This is a genomic window from Paenibacillus alvei DSM 29, from assembly GCF_000293805.1.
Classification (GTDB): domain Bacteria; phylum Bacillota; class Bacilli; order Paenibacillales; family Paenibacillaceae; genus Paenibacillus_B; species Paenibacillus_B alvei.
The window spans coordinates 1-19,708 of the sequence record NZ_AMBZ01000005.1; the positions used below are offsets into that span (position 1 = coordinate 1).

At 46.0% G+C, this 19,708-nt stretch carries 27 protein-coding genes and 1 pseudogene; 8 read left to right on the forward strand and 20 right to left on the reverse strand.

The window, feature by feature from the left end; genetic code table 11:
- The 10 genes from PAV_RS36240 to PAV_RS16905 form a co-directional block, all read right to left on the reverse strand.
- Positions 1-884: ATP-binding protein (locus PAV_RS36240; RefSeq protein WP_338010908.1), on the reverse strand; the 884-nt coding region annotated here is incomplete at its 3' end.
- Positions 772-1,671 carry a DUF4373 domain-containing protein gene (locus tag PAV_RS36245; protein WP_005548340.1) on the reverse strand — a complete coding sequence of 300 codons (900 nt, stop codon included), beginning with the start codon at positions 1,669-1,671 and terminating at the stop codon, positions 772-774. The genes PAV_RS36240 and PAV_RS36245, both read right to left, overlap by 113 nt.
- Before the next feature lie 4 nt (positions 1,672-1,675).
- On the reverse strand, positions 1,676-2,005 hold the full coding sequence (locus PAV_RS16880) for a hypothetical protein (RefSeq protein WP_005548341.1): 330 nt from the start codon (positions 2,003-2,005) through the stop codon (positions 1,676-1,678).
- A gap of 4 nt (positions 2,006-2,009) precedes the next feature.
- On the reverse strand, positions 2,010-2,408 hold the full coding sequence (locus PAV_RS16885; protein ID WP_005548342.1) for a hypothetical protein: 399 nt from the start codon (positions 2,406-2,408) through the stop codon (positions 2,010-2,012).
- A gap of 2 nt (positions 2,409-2,410) precedes the next feature.
- A complete protein-coding gene (ssb, locus tag PAV_RS16890; protein ID WP_005548343.1) occupies positions 2,411-2,821 on the reverse strand; it encodes a single-stranded DNA-binding protein in 411 nt (136 codons plus the stop codon).
- Positions 2,822-2,827: 6 nt separating this feature from the next.
- Positions 2,828-3,445: an ERF family protein gene (locus PAV_RS32465; protein WP_005548344.1), complete on the reverse strand. Its 618-nt coding sequence runs from the start codon at positions 3,443-3,445 to the stop codon at positions 2,828-2,830.
- Positions 3,442-3,927, reverse strand: a complete 486-nt coding sequence (locus PAV_RS16900) for a siphovirus Gp157 family protein (RefSeq protein ID WP_005548346.1) — start codon at positions 3,925-3,927, stop codon at positions 3,442-3,444. The genes PAV_RS32465 and PAV_RS16900 overlap by 4 nt, the downstream gene beginning before the upstream one ends.
- A 233-nt stretch (positions 3,928-4,160) precedes the next feature.
- Positions 4,161-4,337, reverse strand: coding sequence for a hypothetical protein (locus tag PAV_RS35325; RefSeq protein WP_005548349.1), 177 nt, complete (start codon positions 4,335-4,337; stop codon positions 4,161-4,163).
- On the reverse strand, positions 4,334-4,492 hold the full coding sequence (locus tag PAV_RS34735; protein ID WP_005548350.1) for a hypothetical protein: 159 nt from the start codon (positions 4,490-4,492) through the stop codon (positions 4,334-4,336). The genes PAV_RS35325 and PAV_RS34735 overlap by 4 nt, the downstream gene beginning before the upstream one ends.
- A complete protein-coding gene (locus PAV_RS16905; RefSeq protein ID WP_005548352.1) occupies positions 4,489-4,683 on the reverse strand; it encodes a hypothetical protein in 195 nt (64 codons plus the stop codon). The genes PAV_RS34735 and PAV_RS16905 overlap by 4 nt, the downstream gene beginning before the upstream one ends.
- 94 nt (positions 4,684-4,777) lie before the next feature.
- On the opposite strand from PAV_RS16905, the gene PAV_RS16910 reads away from it, so the two are divergent.
- Complete coding sequence (locus PAV_RS16910) at positions 4,778-5,482, forward strand: hypothetical protein (RefSeq protein ID WP_005548355.1); 705 nt, start codon at positions 4,778-4,780, stop codon at positions 5,480-5,482.
- Here PAV_RS16910 and PAV_RS16915 read toward each other — a convergent pair.
- From PAV_RS16915 to PAV_RS16935, 5 genes are all read right to left on the reverse strand, one after another.
- Positions 5,424-5,747, reverse strand: a complete 324-nt coding sequence (locus PAV_RS16915; protein ID WP_005548357.1) for a hypothetical protein — start codon at positions 5,745-5,747, stop codon at positions 5,424-5,426. The two genes, PAV_RS16910 and PAV_RS16915, sit on opposite strands and share 59 nt — an antisense overlap.
- Before the next feature lie 20 nt (positions 5,748-5,767).
- Positions 5,768-6,499 carry a phage antirepressor Ant gene (locus PAV_RS16920; RefSeq protein ID WP_005548359.1) on the reverse strand — a complete coding sequence of 244 codons (732 nt, stop codon included), beginning with the start codon at positions 6,497-6,499 and terminating at the stop codon, positions 5,768-5,770.
- A 251-nt stretch (positions 6,500-6,750) separates the two neighbouring features.
- Complete coding sequence (locus PAV_RS16925; protein WP_005548362.1) at positions 6,751-6,954, reverse strand: MerR family transcriptional regulator; 204 nt, start codon at positions 6,952-6,954, stop codon at positions 6,751-6,753.
- Positions 6,955-6,969: 15 nt separating this feature from the next.
- Entirely contained in the window at positions 6,970-7,884 is a 915-nt protein-coding gene (locus tag PAV_RS32470) for a hypothetical protein (protein WP_157266934.1), read from the reverse strand.
- A 200-nt stretch (positions 7,885-8,084) separates the two neighbouring features.
- The gene (locus tag PAV_RS16935) at positions 8,085-8,324 is read right to left on the reverse strand and encodes a helix-turn-helix transcriptional regulator (protein ID WP_005548369.1); all 240 of its coding nucleotides are present in this window, start codon (positions 8,322-8,324) and stop codon (positions 8,085-8,087) included.
- 91 nt (positions 8,325-8,415) lie between these two features.
- Between PAV_RS16935 and PAV_RS16945 the strand changes: the two genes are divergently transcribed.
- The 4 genes from PAV_RS16945 (at position 8,416) to PAV_RS33545 (ending at position 10,567) form a co-directional block, all read left to right on the forward strand.
- Positions 8,416-8,700 (forward strand): helix-turn-helix domain-containing protein, encoded by a 285-nt coding sequence (locus PAV_RS16945; RefSeq protein WP_005548370.1) that lies wholly within the window; start codon positions 8,416-8,418, stop codon positions 8,698-8,700.
- Positions 8,700-8,843, forward strand: a complete 144-nt coding sequence (locus PAV_RS36250; RefSeq protein ID WP_238555848.1) for a hypothetical protein — start codon at positions 8,700-8,702, stop codon at positions 8,841-8,843. The genes PAV_RS16945 and PAV_RS36250 overlap by 1 nt, the downstream gene beginning before the upstream one ends.
- A gap of 20 nt (positions 8,844-8,863) precedes the next feature.
- The gene (locus PAV_RS16950) at positions 8,864-9,283 is read left to right on the forward strand and encodes an ImmA/IrrE family metallo-endopeptidase (protein ID WP_040736112.1); all 420 of its coding nucleotides are present in this window, start codon (positions 8,864-8,866) and stop codon (positions 9,281-9,283) included.
- 84 nt (positions 9,284-9,367) lie between these two features.
- Entirely contained in the window at positions 9,368-10,567 is a 1,200-nt protein-coding gene (locus tag PAV_RS33545) for a tyrosine-type recombinase/integrase (protein WP_005548376.1), read from the forward strand.
- Positions 10,568-10,572: 5 nt separating this feature from the next.
- On the opposite strand, the gene PAV_RS37675 is transcribed toward PAV_RS33545, so the two are convergent.
- The gene (locus PAV_RS37675) at positions 10,573-10,791 is read right to left on the reverse strand and encodes a GntR family transcriptional regulator (protein WP_005548378.1); all 219 of its coding nucleotides are present in this window, start codon (positions 10,789-10,791) and stop codon (positions 10,573-10,575) included.
- A gap of 454 nt (positions 10,792-11,245) precedes the next feature.
- Between PAV_RS37675 and PAV_RS16960 the strand changes: the two genes are divergently transcribed.
- Positions 11,246-12,655 carry a cytochrome ubiquinol oxidase subunit I gene (locus PAV_RS16960; RefSeq protein WP_005548380.1) on the forward strand — a complete coding sequence of 470 codons (1,410 nt, stop codon included), beginning with the start codon at positions 11,246-11,248 and terminating at the stop codon, positions 12,653-12,655.
- Entirely contained in the window at positions 12,639-13,655 is a 1,017-nt protein-coding gene (gene cydB, locus PAV_RS16965) for a cytochrome d ubiquinol oxidase subunit II (protein ID WP_005548382.1), read from the forward strand. Before PAV_RS16960 ends, cydB begins: the two co-directional genes overlap by 17 nt.
- A gap of 276 nt (positions 13,656-13,931) precedes the next feature.
- Here cydB and PAV_RS16970 read toward each other — a convergent pair whose 3' ends face one another.
- On the reverse strand, positions 13,932-14,624 hold the full coding sequence (locus tag PAV_RS16970; protein ID WP_005548385.1) for a LysR family transcriptional regulator: 693 nt from the start codon (positions 14,622-14,624) through the stop codon (positions 13,932-13,934).
- Positions 14,625-14,767: 143 nt separating this feature from the next.
- Positions 14,768-15,637, reverse strand: coding sequence for a lipoate--protein ligase family protein (locus PAV_RS16975; RefSeq protein ID WP_005548386.1), 870 nt, complete (start codon positions 15,635-15,637; stop codon positions 14,768-14,770).
- A 470-nt stretch (positions 15,638-16,107) separates the two neighbouring features.
- On the opposite strand from PAV_RS16975, the pseudogene PAV_RS16980 reads away from it, so the two are divergent.
- Positions 16,108-17,255: pseudogene (locus PAV_RS16980) on the forward strand (oxalate decarboxylase family bicupin).
- 418 nt (positions 17,256-17,673) lie between these two features.
- Here the strand turns inward: PAV_RS16980 and PAV_RS16985 are convergent.
- Both PAV_RS16985 and PAV_RS16990 read right to left on the reverse strand, forming a co-directional pair.
- Positions 17,674-18,330 (reverse strand): hypothetical protein, encoded by a 657-nt coding sequence (locus PAV_RS16985; protein ID WP_005548392.1) that lies wholly within the window; start codon positions 18,328-18,330, stop codon positions 17,674-17,676.
- Between the two features lie 22 nt (positions 18,331-18,352).
- The gene (locus tag PAV_RS16990; protein ID WP_005548393.1) at positions 18,353-19,681 is read right to left on the reverse strand and encodes an ABC transporter substrate-binding protein; all 1,329 of its coding nucleotides are present in this window, start codon (positions 19,679-19,681) and stop codon (positions 18,353-18,355) included.
- Between the last annotated feature and the right edge of the window lie 27 nt (positions 19,682-19,708).

Below are 19,708 nucleotides of genomic sequence, written 5' to 3' on the forward strand. Positions count from 1 at the left end.
TGCAAACGTTGTATAGCGTCCTCGCGCCGTTTTGAAGATGCTCTATTCTCGTAAATGTCTGTGCTTCCTAGTATCCGATCGTATAGCCGCCCGTCTGGATCAACTGGCTTGTTGTACTTGTCCGCTTTGAACCATTGTTCAAGCCGTGCCAAATCGAGATTCGTTGTATAGTTCGTCGGTTTTCCCTGCCGGCCATTGATGATAGGGAACAGAATGTCATTGAACTCATATTCAGTTAGATATCCGCTGCCTATCTCATCGAGTGTAAGTAAGTCACACTGGACGGCCCCAGTGATTATGTCCGTTAAGGTCGTTTTCACTGAACTATTGAATGTGTCTTTTGCAAGATTGAACAACTGTGACACATCCAAGAACAGACACACATACCCTTGCTTGTCTAATTCATGGTGGATAGCTGCTGCCAAGTGACTCTTTCCATTGCCTGGTGTACCAAAAAGCATCAATCCCGTTTTCCTTGTTTCGAAACCTGCTACAAACTCAATTGCCGCCTGCTTGACTGATTCTGATCCTTCTCGATCTTGAAAGCTGTTGAAAGAGGCATTCTTTAGATCCTCATTCATAATGTTCTTAGAGTAGGCACGTTCCATATTCGTTCGCCGCGCTTTCCTCTCTCGCTCCTTCTCTTCCCGTTCCATCTCAGCTACCTTGCACTTGCATGCTGTTGCTATAACCCATTGATTCCGTAATGGTACGAGTGTGCGCCGCATTTCCTTCCTACACTTCAGACAGCAGTATGTCCCGATATACTGGTCATCTGCGAACAAAGAGGTCGTTGTCCGATACCCTTGCTCCATCTCGTCCATCATCTCGTTTAGCGGTGAGCGTCGAGGCTTGACTATATCGCGCCGTTTTGTGACCTGCATTGTTTGCCGAATTAGGTGCTTGTCCGCCTCCGAAATGTCCAACTGGTCTAATTCCATTGCGTTTTGCTTCCTCCTCTTCGACCTTTTCTACTACCCATGTCAAAATGGCTCGGTAATCATTCTTGTATGTCTTGCCTTTGGAACCTTTGTAGTTGTCCAAAATCTCGATCATTCGCTTAGCTTTTTCTTCGCCATATTTCTCAACAAGTTTGTTATATTCCGATTCAGTCATAGAGACGAAGTCAGCGTATTTGTTTTTCTGTTCTTTATCTCTTTTATTTTTATTTAATTTCTTTTTACTTTCCTTTACTTTACTTTGTGTACTTTCTGTACTCATATTGCTGCATAAATCTGTGTTATCGTCATCATTAACTGGGGTTTCTGTTGCAGAAACTACTTTTTGATCATCGACAAGTGAATATTCTTGCTTGATCAAAGTACCAATTCGCCTGTTTGCAGCCATCAAAAAACGCTTCTGAATACCTTGTGATGTAAGTATTTGATACGTTTCTGACATGTTTCTGTCGAAGAAACCCCAGTTTATGCACTCAGAAACTACCTCTTGAACATAGTTAATGTCTTCATTAACCTTCATCGAAAATGAATACTTCTCTTTCTCTGTCCAAGGGTAGTAATAACCGTTCTTATAAATCGCCATTAGTAGGCGGATAATTAGGCCGAAACCTCGGTTCCCATACTTCGCTATAGGAACAACCAATTTGTCATCCCCCGCAATATCTACGTCAAGGGGGAAGTACTCCAGCCCCTCCTTCCGCGGTCGTGCCATCGTCTCACCTTCTCTCTAGCACCGTGTTAATGACGTTCGCTATCAATTTTCGGAATCGTATTCCCTCTTGAGTTTCATCCAGCCAGTCATGGCATGCCGTGCAAAGGTGCAATAAGTCCGTGACTTTAGTCTTCCATTCAAGTTGCTTCCGTCCGGTTAAATGCGCTCTCTCGGTCGCCCACGCCTTGCCGCACATTTCACATATACCTTTCGATCTATCTTTCAATTCCGCATCCACAGACGGGCTTATATCACCCATCTGCTTCTGCGTTTGCTTTATACGTGTACTCTTAGTCGCTTTGCTTTTTGGTTGCGGATTAAAAGGCAACGTCATATGTTTATCCGCCTCCTATGCCGATGTTTAAATCAATTCGAAGCCGTAACCGAAGCTCATGAAGTTGTTCCGTCAGTGATTTAAACTCATTTCTCCAAAGGTGCATACGTTCAAATGCTTCAGCTTCCTGTTCGCGCAACTCCATTGTCGCAAGCTCTGCCTGAGTCGTCTTATCTCCACGCCCTGCCGCCGCTTTTACTGCAGCAAATGTGTTCTTACGTTCTGCATATTTACGCTTATACTGGCCGTCCATATGAGCTGATACGCGCCCTATCAATGTATGGGCTTGAGTCAATAAAGTTATTCGTTGCATGAGTCCGCCCGGCGATTCGTCGTCATACTCATCTGCTTCGAGCCTGAGACGTTTAATTTCTTGAATATACTGTGGTATTTGATCTTTCATCGTCAGAATGGTAAATCATCATCGTGAATATCGATCGGTTTCCCGTCATTATGGAATGGATCACGGTTATCTACTGTTGGCACTTCTCCATCTCGTGTTGAATGTTCCAGGAAGCGAACATTATCAGCAACAACCTCAGTCACATAGATTCGACGGCCTTCATTGTTTTCGTAATTTCGTACCTGTATCCGACCTTCAACCGCTGTTAGTCGCCCTTTGTGCAAGTAATTGGCGCAAGCCTCTGCTGTTTGCCTCCATGTAACAACAGGAATAAAATCTGCTTCCTTCTGTCCATTCGTTTGGAATTGTCTATCAACCGCAAGCGTAAATGATGTAGTTGCAACTCCACCCGATGTATAGCGCAACTCTGGATCTTTTGTAAGTCGTCCAATTAATATCACTCGGTTCAACATCTTGCATCACCCTTTCATTTCTTGGATCATTGCTGTAAGCACCTTTTCAGAATCAGCGCCGTGATCTTTAACAAAGTCAGCCAGACCATCCGTGTTCCCGTGAATGTGCTTGTATTTTGCTTCTAAGCTCGGCTTGATCTTCAGACCTTCCGGTGGTGGTGATGATTGATTTTTCTTACTTGCCCCCGCCGGCCGTTTTTGCTGTTGTGCTTGTGCATCAAGTTCCGCGCTGCTCGTCTTATCCGGATCTTCACCTGTAGGGATAGCAAACGTTCGTAGCAACAGATATTTGTATGCATATGTCATGGCCTTTCCAACGCCCTTATCCTGTGTGTCGGCGCCAGTGCCAGAAGAAACGATAACCTCGTACTCGCCCGTTTCCGTGTCAACGATCTTATACTTCACGTCTACGGTTGTGAGATTGCCTTCCTTGCTATGTGCCTGTTCAAAGGGAAAGATTACTAACCCCTGCTCTATCAATGCATCACGTACGGTTGATGTGACCTTTTCCTCGGTGATTGCGTTGTATTTCGTATTACCGAACTCAACTCGATCATCTTTCTGCAGATAATCTACCTTCTGCATAACAGCACTCATTTTTTGATAGAGTTGCGCTTTACTCATCGAATCATCAGCCCACTTTCGCCCTGAACAATCGTTACGCCTGGAATTGCGACCCCGCCTTTCAATGCATCCATTACGGCCTTTTTATCAACGGTTGGTTCTGGTTGTTTAACATATTCAGATGGCACTGCCAGCACATTCGTAACCTCTACACGGTCACGGGGCTTCGTAATCGACACGCTGAACAATGGGCTTTTATGTTTGTCCATTCCGATGCGAATCATGCCCCACTTCATGGCATCCTTCATGCGTGCTACGTTATTTTCAATAGACGTCTTGCGTTGAGATAGGCGCAGCGCTTCGGCTTTTAATGCATCGGCCTCTGCTTCGAGTGAGCGAACTACTTTACAGTAGCCGTCCAACTTCTCTCCGATAGCTCCTTCCATTCCCTCCAGCATTTCAGAGTAGTCAACACCTTCTCCACCGTCTTGAGCGAGTTCAAGCAAATCATTGTATTGGTCAGCCAAGTCATATAAACGCATGTTGCATCCTCCCGATTTTGTGATATAATGCACGTAATTATATTTGTTCAAGTAATTGTTTAGCTGCGGCTCCTACCCCGCGGCTAATTTACTTTTGTACCTTTGATTCTCGAAGCAATTTGCAATACTCGGAATAATGTTCTTTCGTTGGAAAATGGAACTGCGGCGGCTTTCCTGCTGGCAATACCATATTCCCTCCTGCTGCCGTTAAGCATCGTTGTGCGTCTAAGTCCTCAGAATACGAGATTCTTACCGCGAGTCTCATTCCATTCACTCCAATCTAAAGGTTTACGAACCATGATATAAACCGAACATTCTATTGCTTCTTTCATGCATGCCTCGCAATGCGGCTGTTCATCTTCGTAGCAAAGGTATTCTGCCGGCTTCCCGCATCCACAAGTTGGCCTCATGACAACTCTCTCCCGAAGATTTCACGTTCCATCTGTGCAATCTCCATCGACAGCCAATCGTATGCTGCTTCAAGGAGTCCTGGCGCGTTCCGCATCATTTTCAATTGATTCAAATGACGGATTGATTCGACTCTTTGCATTGCAATCTCTGTCATGCCAGCACCCCCACATCTCCGCGGCAGCGGTTGCCGGTTGCTAGCAGCTTGTCCATTCTTACCGCCACCTTCTGCCACTGATCAACAATAGAATCTTTCAAGTTGACCAGATATTCCGAACGACTTACGAGAGTCGCTACAGTTACACCAAGCAAGCTTACGACTGTCTTCTTGCCTACACTTCGTTTCATTTGTCATCCACCTTTCCTATATTTGGCTTTAATATAGTTTCTCTTCCCTATACAATAGAGTTGTCCAGACACCATTGAAGGGATGGTAGTTTATTTGAAACATGATATTTTTGAAATGATTAATACGATTGAAAGATTAAATCACGACTTAACGCCTACTTTGACAAGATTATTAGAACAACAAAACAGATTAAGAGAGGCTCTTAGACCTGCTACTTCAGCTTTGGCTACTGCTATGGAAGCAAATTATTTGGCATTATCTAAAGTCTCCGATACTCTTCTTCCTGTAGCAAAGGAATGGGAAGCTGTTGCCGACTTCATTCGGGAACAAGATTATAGTCATCTTTTCATAACTGATTCCTTATCTTCAAAACTGAAAGACTTGATTCAATCAGTGGAAGTAGAACTACCAGATATTAAAGAAGAAATTATCCAAACAACTGCATTCGACATCAACTCACCATCATCTAATAAGAAAATGGATATCGGGCAATTTTTAAGTGTTATTGGCATCATCCTTACTGTTCTTAGCATGTTACACAATCAGCGAATCGCCGATGAAAGCAGCATAGAAGCTCAAAAATTACACCAGATTCAAATTGAACAAGCAGAGAGACATCATATCGAACGTATGGAGCAGGCAGAACGTCATCATCGTGAAGTGACGCAGGCTAATGGCGCAAAATCTTCACCCAATAAGGAATCAGACAATGTACTCGAAGACCTTATCTCTTCGATATTCACTGAGTTGCGTTCTTTTTTACCTTCTGAAAATACAAGTCATTCCGAAGATCAGTGAGGCTACTTAAAAGATCTCGCGCTCGCTTGGTGTTTATTTCAGTTTCTTCGTTTATGTGATTACCTTGTTTGATTTGGTATTCGTATTGCTTGTTCAATTCTTCATACTTTTGATTCAATTTCTCTCGTTGCTCAATCAGTTGTGCATACTGCTGGTTGAGCTTGTTTTTTTCGATACCGTCCCAAACGTTAAAAGTTAAGGATAAAGTCAGACCAGCAATCACTAGGTAAAACATTCGGCGAGCTCGTTTCTCTAAAACCTCCATGTTTATATCCCCTTTCTTAATTAACCTGCTGCTTTCTGAAGAAGTAACCGGAATGTTTCTCGTCCCTTCGGAGTAATCAACGGCTGTACATCTGCTTTGCCGTTCCGCTCCCATTCCTTGAGTTCAAAGAGTGCAGGCACATGTTGTGCATATGGCTTGAGCTTCCCTTTTGGATCGCGGTAAACATAACCACGTTCCAGAAGCCAGTTGATGAACTCGCGTTCCTTGACATGAATCTCCTTCGCGGTGTCACGGAAGTTGGTAAGCAAGTTGCGGTCAACCAATGCATCAAAGTAATCTGCTTTAGGCTGCATGACTGAAATCTGCTCATTTGCCTTCCGTACCGTTTCAAGTGTTGCCTTAAATATCAGCTTCGTTTGATCATCTGCATGCGGTAGATATGTGCTAATGAATAGATCCTCATTTGCTACATATCCGCCTGTCTTTCTGATGGTTGGGATAACGTCACCTGTAATCCATTTTCTAAAGGCTCTTGCTTCTGGTTTACGGCTTTCCAATATCACATCATACAAACCATCTTCATTAATGATTGTTGTTTCTTGCGGTCTTCCTAGTGAATCTGGGATGGTGTAAGTTGAACTTACGTCATCTCCCAAGCGCTCTTTTACCATGCGGCTGTTGCTTAATCCCAACACCTGAACAACATCCTTCAAAACAAACCAGGGTGAACCATCCTTGATTACTGTTCTGACTTCATTACCTACATACTGGAACACTTGTAATTGGTTCATGCTGGTTTATCTCCTTTCTTTCTTTTGTAACGTAATCTTGAATTTAATCTTTGATACAATGTTCGCCATTTACACCATTTCAAATCGCCACATTCTCTTGCCCAAACTGCATTGTTTGAGTTGAACTCTATTGATGCATTAGCTCGTTCAGCGATGTTCACAAGAGCTGTTTTCGTAATCTTGTTTCGACTCATAGCTGCAACCATCATCCACTTTCTCAGTACGACGTATCTCTTTGACATTATGTAAGTTCATGGTGTAGTTCCTTTTTCAATTAACTGCCGTTCATAGTCAAGCACCCATTCACGGCGGTAACGATACTCCTGACCTTCTTTGTAAAAGCGGATATCTCCGTTTTTAGACCGTCGCCGTATCGTCCATGTGCTGCGCTGAAAATACGCTGCAACGTCCTTGAGTTTAAGGACGGCCGGTAAGCTTGTCGGTAGCTCTGTCACTGTGCATACCTCCTCTCATGATGCGCTAATGAGCTGTAACAGATCGTCAAACTTGCTCGCATAGTAGTGCGGTTGAGTCTCTCGCGGGTTAACCGGGCTAATGATGTTCTTCCCATAAATCAATCCGTCATCGGTCAACGATTTAAATGTCTTGACTCTGCCATTGCTTGATGGCCGTTCCCTCTCTTCCAACAAGCCACGCTGAATTAATAAGGTGTTGAACTTGGCGGCCCCAAACGGTGCACCGTGCTTTTTCAGTAAAACCGTAGCCGATTCCGTGACATCCTCATTGACCGCATAGGCAGGTAATGGGACGTTGAGATGATGCACTTTAGCAAAGTCGCCCATCAGCTTCAGTTTCCCGCTTTCCGGCAGCCGGAGTATATTGGCGGCTGCCTCAAGGAACATCATCTCCTTCCGGAAGTGCAGCGTATCGACTGTTTCCCTAGCCGGGTGGGACTGCTCTGCATCCAGTAGGTAGCTCCTTACTGTCTGCGCAATGATGCTGTCCCGTAAGAGCATTCCGATGCGGAGGACTGCCCGCCGTGGGATGACAGTGAAGGCCGATGCTGTTTTTCCAATTAAACCCATGTCCTTGTAGGACTTCAGTTCATTTCCCATCAATACCCGTAACCCGTCAGACTCCAATTCACTTCTGTTATCTTTGATACAAGAATTTATTGCTTCTTTGCCTACTTCGTAATACTCCGCTGCCATGTCTATGCTTACGTTCATGTCGTCCGGCAACATGGCCAACTTCTTCACCTTGTCCAATACGTCTGTACGGTCAATGACTGATTCCCGCAGTGTCTTGCTTTCGATTAATGCCAGTTGATTCATTTGCCCGTCTCTTCCTTTCTTTCTTTTGTGCATACCGCATTCTCGAATCCATTTTTTTATAAAGCTGTCTCCATCTCTTCCAACTGACATCCCCCGGCTCTTTTACCCAAGCAGGATTTTGTGGATGGAATACTATCGAGGTGCCAGCCCTTTCAGCCATTCTAAGTAAACATTCCTTTTTAACTTTCATAATTGCCTCCCTTTGGATAATTTTTTATCCAATAATGTTAAAAAAATATCCATACCCATTGACTGGATAAATATTATTATCTATAATGCATTATAGATAATTAATTTATCACTTTTTGGACAGACTTATCCCTAGACTGTTCAAAATAGTCGGGAAATAACATCTCAACTGGCTCATCAAAATACGTTGAGAGTTGGAACATCAGGTCCCTGCCAGGAGTGAAAGTTCCATTCTCAATCATGCGAAGGTACACTGTTGAGATTCCGTTTTCTGAAGCAACTTGTGCTTGAGTTCCTTTTGACTTGCGACACTTCGCAAAGTAAGGGCGCTTCTCTGCCATTCGCTTCCCTCCTTTCGATAAGTCGATTATACCGGATAATATTTTTATCCGTCAAGGGGTGGTGGATAATTTTTTTTTGGAGGATAGATGAATGATGACTCTTGGAGAAAAACTAGTTCGTCTTAGGGAAGAAAAGGGGCTTTCCCAGTATGAAGTAGCCAACAGGTTAGGCATAAAGAGACCGCGATATAACTCTTGGGAGCAAAACATTGCCAAACCTCGCTTAGAAATGTTGAAAAAACTGGCCGAGTTTTATGACGTGAAACCGGAATACTTGCTTGGTTATGAACCAGCGGAAAGTGCAACAATCCCAGAATGGGCCAACGCCAAGGATAAACGGGATTTCAAAAAATGCTTGAGGAAGACACGGGTTTAATGTTTGACGGTGTTCCGATTGAAGATGAAGATAGAGAAAAAGTCATGCAGGTTTTAGAAGTTCTTTTCTGGGACGCTAAAAAAAGAAGTAAGGAGAAGTTTACAAACAAGCGCTATAAAAAGAAATCAGACGAAAATAGATAGTCTGGAGTGAGTCTGGAACTATGAACCGCGCCATCAGAAGGCTACTACAGAGGTACAAAACAAACTGCCCTTTCGCATTGGCAAAGCGAAGGGGGATTATTCTTGTGTTTGAGGATTTGGGGGACTCAACCTACGGAATGTATTACACCAAGTTTCGGCAACGATATATTGTTATCAACAATAGACTCTGCGAGATATGGCAGCGCGTCGTGTGTGCACATGAATTGGGGCATGATGTTCTGCATCGAGGTGTAAATCGTTTCTTTACTGATAACAGCACTTTTTTCATGTCGTCCAAGTATGAACGGCAGGCTAATGTATTTACGGTGGAATTGCTTACAGCGACAGAGGCGATACTTGATGGCGAATCTATAGAAAACTATTTTTGTCGTTTAGAAATCCCTATGGAAATGGCCCCTTACTATAATGGGGCATTCTAAAAACCTTCCGCGCTTCCCAGCCGCAAGGCTGTTTACCATACACACAGAACAGAACATTCGTTCTATGAAAGGAGAATAGTTACAATGCCAAAGGAAAAGAAGAAGAAGCTACCGCCTGGGGTTCGCGAGCGGAACGGCCGTTATACTTACCGCTACAGCGTAGAGGTTATCGTTAATGGAAGGAAAAAACGCAAGCAAAAGGAAACAAAATCCTACGCAACCGCAAAAGAAGCATACAATGCTGGAATTCTTATTGAGGCGGACAAGCAGCGAGGGAAACTAGTCGATGAGAAGAATATCACTCTAGGAGTATGGGCGGAGCGTTGGCTTGAGAACTACACTATTGAAAAAGAACCCGCGGAATACACCCTTCGAGGCAAAAAGACAACTATAAGCTCATTAAAAAAATATCTCGGGGAGCATACTAGAGTCAAAGATACTACTAATGATGATTATCAGCAATGGCTTAATAAGTTGAAAAAAATCGGACGAAAGGAAGGGACTCTAAAGAAATACCATGTTGACGCATGTATGATTTTTAGCGATGCTGTCTTAAAAAAAATCATTACTACCGACCCAACAGAAGCAGCCCAAGTTCCTGTTTATAAGCAGACAGTAGAAGAAATCGAAGCAGGAGAAAACATCCTGCCCAAATATCTCGAAAAAGCACAACTCAAGCATTTCCTGAACATTGTCCGCTTTCGTGGTAGTTCTCAAGAATATAAGATATTCGTCTTACTAGCATATACAGGGCTACGGATTGGAGAGTTACTGGCTTTAAAATTGAGTGACTTTAATGAGGAAGAGCGCTACATATCTGTTACAAAGACACTAACCATTACTGGCAGTGTCAAGAATTATAAACTTGGGCCTCCTAAAAACAAGTCTTCCGTCCGGAAAGTAAGCATTGGTGATACTGCTATAAAAGCTATCAAAGATCAGTTAGCTTGGAGAGAACAGAAAGAAAAGGATGGCGAAGTAATTTATAACGGAGGCTTTCTGTTCTGGAGCTCAAAATACCCTGGGTATCCAGCGAGACCGTACACGGTAGAGGATCAATTTACCCGTCTGCTGAAAATTGCTGAGCTTCCAACTACTCTCACCCCTCACAGCCTACGCCACACCCATGTAACTCTTTTGGCCGAGGCAGGAGAGCAACTGGCAGTAATCCAGGAACGATTGGGACATAAAAACGACGAGCTCACCAGGCGGGTTTACCTACACGTTACAGAGGGGCAGAAAAAGCTTGTCCCCGACAGATTCGAGCAGGTCATGAACTCCTAACTAGTTCACATTGTGGGTAATGTGTGGGTAAAATCCCCTCCCAACCTCCCTCTATCCCTTCTACAACAGCCTTTCAATGCCCATCCATGTATTTGCTCGGCAAATTTACGTTCCGATGGTAGGATGCTTCCCGGAGAAAATTCACCGTTATAAATGCTGCGCTCGATATATGCGGCAATCTGCTGATAAAGCGGTTGTTTGCTGGAGCGATCCGGTTTCCACATGGAAAATACACCTCTCGCTTTCGTAGTCTGTGATTTTTATCACATTTAACTAAGTATATCATTACCCTCACCGCTCCCCCATGGCTTGATTTCATCGAAACATTGTCAACTCTGTGTCAGTCTCTTGAACATGGATGATCTCCCCCTGCTGAAATGGATGGCGACATCCCATCCACTCTGCTCTATGATAAGGCTGAACATGTGAATGTATCTAAATCAGCCCACTCATACCGCATAACAGCGCTATGAGTCAGGAAATCGCGATGCACCTTATTGCGATGCACCTACAGCACCTACATCATATTTAGATGAATTGCCCAACACATTCAAACCGATGACAACCATTGTCAGCACACAGAGCATCCCATAACGTGAAGTTATTCACATTGTTTATTTCAAGCACGCAACCCATCCTACACGAACGAACATCGCTTTTTGCCAATAGGAGGCCTCTATGGATCAAGTCATTCTCGCGCGAATTCAATTCGCTTCAACAACGCTATTCCACTACATCTTCGTCCCGATGACGATCGGACTGGCGTTTTTAATCGCTGTATTGGAGACGCTCTATGTCCTCAAGGGTAAGGAGATTTACAAGCAAGCTGCCTTATTCTGGAGCAAATTATTTCTAATTAACTTCGCAGTCGGCGTCGTCACCGGCATTTTGCAGGAGTTCCAGTTCGGGATGAACTGGTCCAATTATTCCCGTTTCGTCGGAGACGTGTTCGGGCCATCGCTTGCCATTGAAGGGCTTCTCGCCTTCTTTATGGAATCCACCTTCATTGGCTTGTGGGTGTTCGGCTGGGAGCGCTTATCGAAGCGCGTTCATCTCGCTTGCATTTGGATCGTCTCGATCGGCACCGTATTGTCCGCGTTCTGGATCTTGACGGCCAACTCATTCATGCATGCGCCAGTCGGATATGAATTCAAAAACGGCCGGGCAGAGATGAGCGACTTCTTTGCGCTTATTACGAATCCGCAATTATGGCTGCAATTTCCGCATACGCTATTCGCTGCATTCGCAACCGGCGCCTTCTTTATGACAGGCGTCAGTGCATGGAAGCTGCTGCGTGGACACAATCCGGACATGTTCCGCCGTTCGTTCCGTGTCTCGATTACCGTTGCCTTGATTTCATCCGTCCTCGTTGCCTACATTGGGCATGCACAGGCGCAGCATCTGCTCGCTTTTCAGCCGATGAAGATGGCAGCAGCCGAGGCGCTCTGGGATACAAGCGAGGATCCAGCACCGTTCACTCTATTTGCCAACATAGATACGGAAAAGAAAGAGAACTCGTTCGATATCCAAGTCCCCTATATGCTCAGTCTGCTATCGTATAACAAGCTTAGCGGCAGCGTGGAAGGGATGAATCAAATTCAAGCGCGCTATGAACAGAAGTACGGACCAGGAAATTATATTCCATCGGTCAAAATGACATTCTGGAGCTTCCGCATGATGGTCGTAGCAGGAGGGCTCATGTGCCTTGTCGGCATCCTCGGACTCCTATTTTCCCGCAAAAAGATGCTAGAGCAGCGCCCCTGGTTCTTGAAGCTGATGGTCGGCATGATCGCCTTTCCGTTCCTCGCCAATTCGGCGGGATGGCTTATGGCCGAGATGGGTCGTCAGCCGTGGGTTGTGTTCGGAGTCATGCGCACAGAGGACGCCATATCGCCGACCGTTACGGCGGAAGAGCTGCTCTTCTCACTCATTGCTTTTACGACCATTTATGCGGTACTGGCCATTATCGACGCTGTTCTATTCGTCAAGGTAATTCGTAAAGATGAGCAGATGGAAAAACCGGAGGAAGAAGATATGAAGAATTACGATCCACTTGATAAGGAGGAAGCACATGCTATCGCTAAATGAGTTATGGTTCATACTCGTTGCCATCTTATTCGTCGGATTTTTCTTCCTTGAAGGATTTGACTTCGGGGTAGGCATGGTCGCTAGGTTCCTCGGGAAGACGGATCATGAGCGGCGCATCATCATCAACACAATCGGCCCGTATTGGGACGCAAACGAGGTATGGTTAATTACGGCTGGAGGAGCTATGTTCGCTGCCTTTCCAGAATGGTATGCCACGTTGTTCAGCGGCTTCTATATTCCATTCGTCGTGCTGCTGTTGGCGCTTATCGCGCGCGGAGTAGCATTCGAATTTCGAGGTAAGATGGATTATGGCGCTTGGAAAAAAGCGTGGGATGCCGCGATATTCATCGGGAGTCTGCTGCCTCCGTTCCTGTTCGGCGTCGTATTTGCCAATATGATTCGCGGTGTGCCGATTGACGGCAGCAAGGAAATGGTCGGGAGTGTGCTTGATCTGCTGAACGGATATTCCCTCGCTGGCGGTGTGGCCGTAGTCATGGTGTGCATCCTGCACGGGCTCGTCTTCATTACACTGCGAACCACTGGCGAGCTGCGGGAGCGGGCACGGAAGGCAGCACGCGATGTCAGCCCGGCAGTTGTCGTCCTCCTGCTGCTGTTCGCCATGATGACGTATGTCAGCACCGATATTTATACGGTACATGGCAGCGTATGGATTATCCTGCCTCTGTTAGCTGGTTGCGCGTTGCTTCTAGCCATGTTGCTCATTAGACGGGAACGGGATGGCTTGGCGTTCGCCATGACGGGTGCCGTTATCATTCTATCAGCCGTGAGCATGTTCATTGGATTGTTCCCGCGGGTTATGGTCAGCTCGATCAGCCCTCAGTTCCATCTGACGATTATGAACGCCGCTTCCGGCGCTTACTCGCTAAAGGTGATGACGTATATCTCGTTGACAATTCTGCCGTTTGTGCTTGGATATCAAATTTGGAGCTACTACGTCTTCCGCAAGCGGATCGATGATAAGGAACATCTGGAATATTAATAGGATTTTCGAATCAATACGCAAAATAATGAGTATTTCACCAATTAATATAAGCTTGCTATACTCGAACCGTTACCTGAAAAGGAGGGGTTAGAATGAATTCGCGAAAGCTTGGTACAAGCGGATTATCCGTAAGCGAGATTGCTTTGGGAAATTGGATTACTCACGGCGCGCAAGTGGACGATCAGACAGCGCATGCTTGTGTACATTAGCAAATCGACCTTATACTTGACGGGCTTATTGAACGCGATCCGGGTAAAACCGGCTAATCACGGATTATTCATTTGTAGCTGCTGGACTTATGTCTTCCATAGTCTCAAGAAAGGCGGACAAGGCCCCCTTATCCGTATCGGTTCTCCAAGCGGCAATAAGGGGAACCGACGGTACACTTTCTTCAAATGGCCGGAATCCAACACCACTGCGCTGGAATACGGCAACCGAAGAAGGTGCGATGGAAACGCCGAAATTCGCAGCCACCAAATTTACAATGGTATACATTTGAATCGCTTCCTGTACAACATTCGGATAAACGCCGTGTTGTGCGCAAAAGCCCATGATGAGATCGTGAAAAGGAACGCCAAGATGACGCGGAGGCAAGATGAACGGCTCCAATTTTAACGAGCTGACGGACAAAATCTGCTGACTAGCCAAGGGATGCTGTTCGGGAAGTATGGCAATAAGAGATTCACTGGTGAAGGTTCGATAATCAATAGGCTTTGCACACTCGATGGAGCGAAGAAATCCGATGTGAATAGTTCCATCGAGCAAAGCCTGCCCTTGCTGGGCAGAGGTCATCTCACGCAAAGTAAGCTGTATTTGTGGGAAATTCCCCCGAAATGCTTGTATAAGATCAATCATTAGTCCGCCCGCAGGCGTAAGACGAACTTGCCTGGTATTGCGTTCCAATCGTTTTAAGCCAATTTCTTTTTCAAGAGCTTGAATTTGTTGGCTGAGGGGAGGCTGTGACATATTCAATTTTTCCGCTGCACGGTTAAAATGAAAGCTCTTCCGCTACAGCAATAAAGTAATGCAATTTGCGTATGTCCATTCCTGCGCCCCTTTTCCAAATGGTCTCCTTAGATGTGGAGGATTCCACTCTTACCTATTTACGCTCAAGCTTTGATTCCGTAACGTTCACGCAATGTATGGATGACGTTATGCACTTGCTCTGACTCTGGGAGCCACAATCCTGAAGCCGCTTGTTCGAGACAACGCTCTGACTGGCGTTCCTGCACTACTTTCTTCACAGCATCTATAAAGACTTGCGCCGCCCCTATCCCAACATTGCTGCCGAGCGAAGCCAGCTCTTCGAGACTGCCTGTCTTATCTTCCGTCACAACAGGATGATCCGCTTGCAACACGCCCAACGCAGCACGCTCATAAAAGGAGCGGACGAGCTCAGCGCTCACTTTGCCCGAACCTTCGCATATGACGAATGCCTGCACGACAAAGGCATGAGCTTGACGCCGCTGCGCAATGCCGCAAAATTTCATGCCGCCTATGCTGAGATCATAATCGCCAGGGCAGTATGCGCCATCGATTTCACCCTTGTCGACCGTATAGCCCGTGTTCCGCAGAGCAAGCTTAATCAACTGATACATGCGCTCATAGTCCGAGCGGAAGCATTTGTCGCCCAGCCCTTCCTTTGGCAGGATCAATGAAATGTTCACAACGCCCAAATCGAGCGGTACGGCAGCCCCGCCCGTGCTGCGGACAGCCGTCGAGTAGCCAAGCGACTCCAGCCATTGCTGCGCTTCTGCGGCATGCGGCAGTCTGCTGTCGCGCAGCCCCATCACAAAGCCTCGCGGATGACGCCACAGATGACATACAGCGGGTCCTCCCTTGCCCGTATGTCTGCACAGCAGCTCGTCCAATGCAAAAGGATACAAAATGTCGGGCTCCTCCAGATGCTGCGTGCGATCCAGCAATAAAATATTGTCCAGTCCTTCTCCCTTCGTTAATGAAGTCGTACAATCCGCCATTTCTGCATCCCCCTTTAAATCATCAAAACCTGCCAAACCTTTATTATAATCGGATTCCGCCAAACTATATGTAGCTTAACACGGAATGAGTCCGTATGGAAAAATAAGAAGTCTCGCCGCTGATAACGTTCGTATCTGTTACATCAGCTAGCAACCTTCCGTCCTATATGTTTTTTTCACCAATTCTACCATGTTTTGATATTTGATATTGCCTCTGCTATGATAGAGACAGCCACCACGAATCTGGCATAAATAACCAGTAAAGGGGGGGGGTCATCATAATGATTGATTTCAAGCATCAATTTTTATTGATGAAACGTCGAAGGAATCAGTTCACTCCTGTTTAGGCCGTTGGTCTCGGAGTTACCGTTGCCGCCGGATCTAAATACTGCGCCTGTTGTGAGGTGTTCCCATTTTCGTTTTTCCACGAAAGCAAATCAGTTCATCTGAAATGAAGGGAGACGTTTACAATGGAACAGCTGAAAAATAAGATTCCACAACCAATTAGAGGCGATCAAGGAGCAACTGATGAAGGCCCAAGAAATATTGAACGCGATCTTCAAAATCCGGATTTGCTTGTTCCACCGGTAACCGATTCAGGCACAATTCCGAATTTGAAATTCTCTTTTTCTGATACCATGTTCGTATTGAACGCGGCGGCTGGTCCCGTGAAGTGACAGTACGCGAATTGCCGGTCTCGACGACGCTTGCCGCTGTGAATATGCGATTGACTCCAGGGGGTGTCCGTGAACTTCATTGGCATAAAGAAGCCGAGTGGGCCTACATGTTAGGCGGAAGAGCACGCATTACAGCTGTTGATGAGAATGGGCGAGAATTCATTGACGATGTAAGTGAAGGTGATTTGTGGTATTTCCCATCAGGCATCCCCCATTCCATTACCGGCCTTAAGGAAGGCTGTGAATTCCTCCTGGTTTTCGATGACGGTTCATTCTCTGAAAATAGTACCTTTGCTATTTCAGATTGGTTCTCCCATACACCCAAAGATGTATTAAGCGCCAATTTCGGCGTACCGGAAGAAGCTCTCAAGAATATTCCTCCAGAAGAAAGATATATGTTTCAAGGAACGGTGCCGGGCCCCATTGCAAAGGAACGCCCACATCAAACAAATGGCGGGGTTGCGCATTCTTTCAGTTACCATTTACTCAACCAAGAACCTATAATTACAAATGGAGGCAAAGTCCGCATTGCTGATTCCACCAACTTCACGGCTGCAAAAACCATTGCATCGGCCCTTGTTGAAATCGAACCGGGCGGTATGCGCGAACTGCATTGGCATCCTAATGCGGCGGAATGGCAGTATTACATTCAGGGCAAAGGCCGAATGACTGTATTTGCCTCGGAAGGACATGCCCGCACTTTTGACTATCAAGCCGGGGACGTTGGATATGTGCCTTTTGCTTATGGACACTATGTCCAAAATACGGGGGAAGAGCCGCTGATCTTCCTTGAGATGTTCAAAAGCGACCGCTTTGCAGATGTCTCGCTGAACCAATGGATGTCACAGACGCCTCCTAATTTGCTCAAAGAGACACTCAACATTGATGATAAGTTCATCAAGACTTTGCATAATGATAAACGACCTGTGATTAAAAATTAAAGCTTTAGCTGCGTCTCTCAATCCTTATCGAAATGCTTTTTGCTCGGTACGGGGTGTATAGCGAGGAACAGGAACGCAGCGGCTTTAGTCGTGGCAATCTAACACGACTTAGGTCATCTAGTTATTGGCCTAAGAAATCCTGCAGGGGCGGTACCAAGTCTATGGCCCCGCTTGTTCTTACAACCCTGGAGCTGGCAGCATAAGCCCGAAGCTTTTATGGATGAAGCTAGGCAATGCTAAGCATGTGCAGAAAAAGGCTGCCCGTAGGTGGGATATAATATGCTCCCCAAACGACAGACAGGTGAAACCTGTTAACCGTAAGGGGAGCATTTTTCATGTCCAAATAAAGAACAACGTTTATCTTATTTCCATCAATGAAATTAGTAGGCCTTGTAGATCTGTCATTGTTCTTGATTTTCTACATCTGAATCGATTCAATCATTTCATGAACGGCCTTCTGCCATTCCCCTTGCTCAATAGCTGGAGCGCTAAATTGAATTTCAAGATGTGCCCCATTTAGTTCCGCCCAGCCGACGAGACGATAAGTGTCTCCCTTCTGAGAAGGCATAATAACTTCATTGACTGCAATGTGCTTCCCATGAACGAGCAGCGTTTCATTTTTCAACCACTCTAGCTTTTCTCCTCCACTGTCTTGTTCCAAAATTCCCTTCATCTTTATTCGACCCTCATCGATTCCAGCATCGGTCACGAGCTGTTCTGGATCATGCTGTATCTCAAGCTTAACTTTCTTGCTGCTATCCGTGTAAACAAGCTTCGAGTTCGATGTCTCATTCGTTTGCGCCTCTAATCCCTGCGGGAGCTTCAGTGACATCAAATTCGAGAACACGTGAATTCTTCCTTGCTCAGGAGCCTCCGTTTCCGCAGTCTTATTCTCTTGTTCTGCTCTCCCTTGCTCACTCTCCTCCTGCTGCGGAGTCAAAGAGACGTTCTTGGTCTCATCAGCAATCTTCTCCTCGCTGCCTGAGAAGCTGCAAGCAGAAATGCTGACCGCTGCCGAAAGTGCCAATAGAACCATCCACTTTTTCAACCTGCTTCCATCCCTATCACTTCGCATTTGTGCCTCCCCCCTTCCGTGTCTATTCATTTAAATAGGTCGTCACACGGTTTGCGATCAAATCCGAAACCGCTTGTGCCGATTTTTGACCGTTATAGTAAGCCTTCGCTTCCTCCTCGATAATCGATTGAACTTTCGAATTATCCATTATTGCGGTGTTCGCATCGGCCAGCATCTGCTTGACCATGTCAATGTCTGCCTTCTGAATCTGGATTGCGGATCCCGTTGGCGATTCGACAGTGCCTTTGTCCTCAAGCGCCTTGAGCGTCTGCTCGTTTACCTTTTTATTGACAGAGAACCCTCGCAGTCCAGGCATGGTCTGTATTTCCTTAGACAATAAGAACTTCATGAAATCCCATGCTTCGGCCTGCACCTTCGAATTCCGATTCATCCCTAATTTGTTAGATGTCACGAAGGTGCCGCCGGCCTGTTGCCCAGCCGCGAGCGGCTTGCGATAAATCTTCCCTTGCTCATAGAACATTGCTGGCGTACTGAAGTAATCTTCCGGCGAAGTAATCAAATTAGGTGCAAAAAAGTAATCTCCTGCGCTCACTGTCGCATCCGTCGCTACCTTATCTGCATACATCGTCTTCACTTGCTCCATCAATCCGACAAATGCATTGGCATCGAAGCTGGCTGGGCGCTGCTCCTCATTGACAACGCGAGCATAGTTATCAGCGAACAGAATGTTCAACATCCGCTCTGGCGGCGTATTCCCCAGCGAATACGTGTGCCCGCCGGACGCTGCCAAACGTTTGCCTACTTCCGTAAACTCTCCCCATGTCCATGCGTTGTCATCGAATGTGACGCCGGATTGCTGAATTGCCTTCGCATCGCCCATAAGACTGTCCAAGGAAAACCGCAGAGGCAGCGCATAGAGACCTCCTCTCATCTTGGCCCCGTCCAGAATGTTCATCTCGTACGAATTAGAGTCAAAGGCAGGATCCTGCTTCATCAGCTCGCTCAAGTCCACCAGCGCTTGCTTGTCTACGTATTTCCCAATTGGCAGGCCGCTCACATTCAAGTCGATCAAATCGGCCCCTTTACCGGACAATAGCTCTGTAGTAGTGGTATTCACATACTTCTCGGCACTTCCTTCTTGATTGGAGCCTCCCCCTAGGCTGTATTCTTTGATTTGAATATCCACATTGGGATGCTTCGCTTCATACATTTTCTCAGCCTGAGCATACACAGGATCCGCTCCCAATACGGACAAGACAACGACTTTCTTCCCGTCCTGTCCCTGCTGCTCTTCTTGCTTCGCCTCACCAGCCTGTTTGCCGGCACATGCTGCCAATGTCATCGCTATCGTTAATGCAACGACCAGACTGCGTACACTCCTTTTTTTCACCCTGAATCGCTCCTCTCCATTCTTCAT

Coding starts and splice junctions, on each gene's coding strand:
- PAV_RS36245 (WP_005548340.1), bottom strand. CDS start 1,671: ATGGCACGACCGCGGAAGGAGGGGCTGGAGTACTTCCCCCTTGACGTA.
- ssb (WP_005548343.1), bottom strand. CDS start 2,821: ATGTTGAACCGAGTGATATTAATTGGACGACTTACAAAAGATCCAGAG.
- PAV_RS32470 (WP_157266934.1), bottom strand. CDS start 7,884: ATGTCAGTTGGAAGAGATGGAGACAGCTTTATAAAAAAATGGATTCGA.
- PAV_RS32465 (WP_005548344.1), bottom strand. CDS start 3,445: ATGAGTAAAGCGCAACTCTATCAAAAAATGAGTGCTGTTATGCAGAAG.
- PAV_RS16935 (WP_005548369.1), bottom strand. CDS start 8,324: ATGGCAGAGAAGCGCCCTTACTTTGCGAAGTGTCGCAAGTCAAAAGGA.
- PAV_RS16885 (WP_005548342.1), bottom strand. CDS start 2,408: ATGAAAGATCAAATACCACAGTATATTCAAGAAATTAAACGTCTCAGG.
- PAV_RS16900 (WP_005548346.1), bottom strand. CDS start 3,927: ATGCGTTTATATGACTTGGCTGACCAATACAATGATTTGCTTGAACTC.
- PAV_RS35325 (WP_005548349.1), bottom strand. CDS start 4,337: ATGAGGCCAACTTGTGGATGCGGGAAGCCGGCAGAATACCTTTGCTAC.
- cydB (WP_005548382.1), top strand. CDS start 12,639: ATGCTATCGCTAAATGAGTTATGGTTCATACTCGTTGCCATCTTATTC.
- PAV_RS36250 (WP_238555848.1), top strand. CDS start 8,700: ATGTTTGACGGTGTTCCGATTGAAGATGAAGATAGAGAAAAAGTCATG.
- PAV_RS16945 (WP_005548370.1), top strand. CDS start 8,416: ATGATGACTCTTGGAGAAAAACTAGTTCGTCTTAGGGAAGAAAAGGGG.
- PAV_RS16950 (WP_040736112.1), top strand. CDS start 8,864: ATGAACCGCGCCATCAGAAGGCTACTACAGAGGTACAAAACAAACTGC.
- PAV_RS37675 (WP_005548378.1), bottom strand. CDS start 10,791: ATGTGGAAACCGGATCGCTCCAGCAAACAACCGCTTTATCAGCAGATT.
- PAV_RS33545 (WP_005548376.1), top strand. CDS start 9,368: ATGCCAAAGGAAAAGAAGAAGAAGCTACCGCCTGGGGTTCGCGAGCGG.
- PAV_RS34735 (WP_005548350.1), bottom strand. CDS start 4,492: ATGACAGAGATTGCAATGCAAAGAGTCGAATCAATCCGTCATTTGAAT.
- PAV_RS16960 (WP_005548380.1), top strand. CDS start 11,246: ATGGATCAAGTCATTCTCGCGCGAATTCAATTCGCTTCAACAACGCTA.
- PAV_RS16880 (WP_005548341.1), bottom strand. CDS start 2,005: ATGACGTTGCCTTTTAATCCGCAACCAAAAAGCAAAGCGACTAAGAGT.
- PAV_RS16970 (WP_005548385.1), bottom strand. CDS start 14,624: ATGTCACAGCCTCCCCTCAGCCAACAAATTCAAGCTCTTGAAAAAGAA.
- PAV_RS16975 (WP_005548386.1), bottom strand. CDS start 15,637: ATGGCGGATTGTACGACTTCATTAACGAAGGGAGAAGGACTGGACAAT.
- PAV_RS16985 (WP_005548392.1), bottom strand. CDS start 18,330: ATGCGAAGTGATAGGGATGGAAGCAGGTTGAAAAAGTGGATGGTTCTA.
- PAV_RS16915 (WP_005548357.1), bottom strand. CDS start 5,747: ATGGAGGTTTTAGAGAAACGAGCTCGCCGAATGTTTTACCTAGTGATT.
- PAV_RS16905 (WP_005548352.1), bottom strand. CDS start 4,683: ATGAAACGAAGTGTAGGCAAGAAGACAGTCGTAAGCTTGCTTGGTGTA.
- PAV_RS16920 (WP_005548359.1), bottom strand. CDS start 6,499: ATGAACCAATTACAAGTGTTCCAGTATGTAGGTAATGAAGTCAGAACA.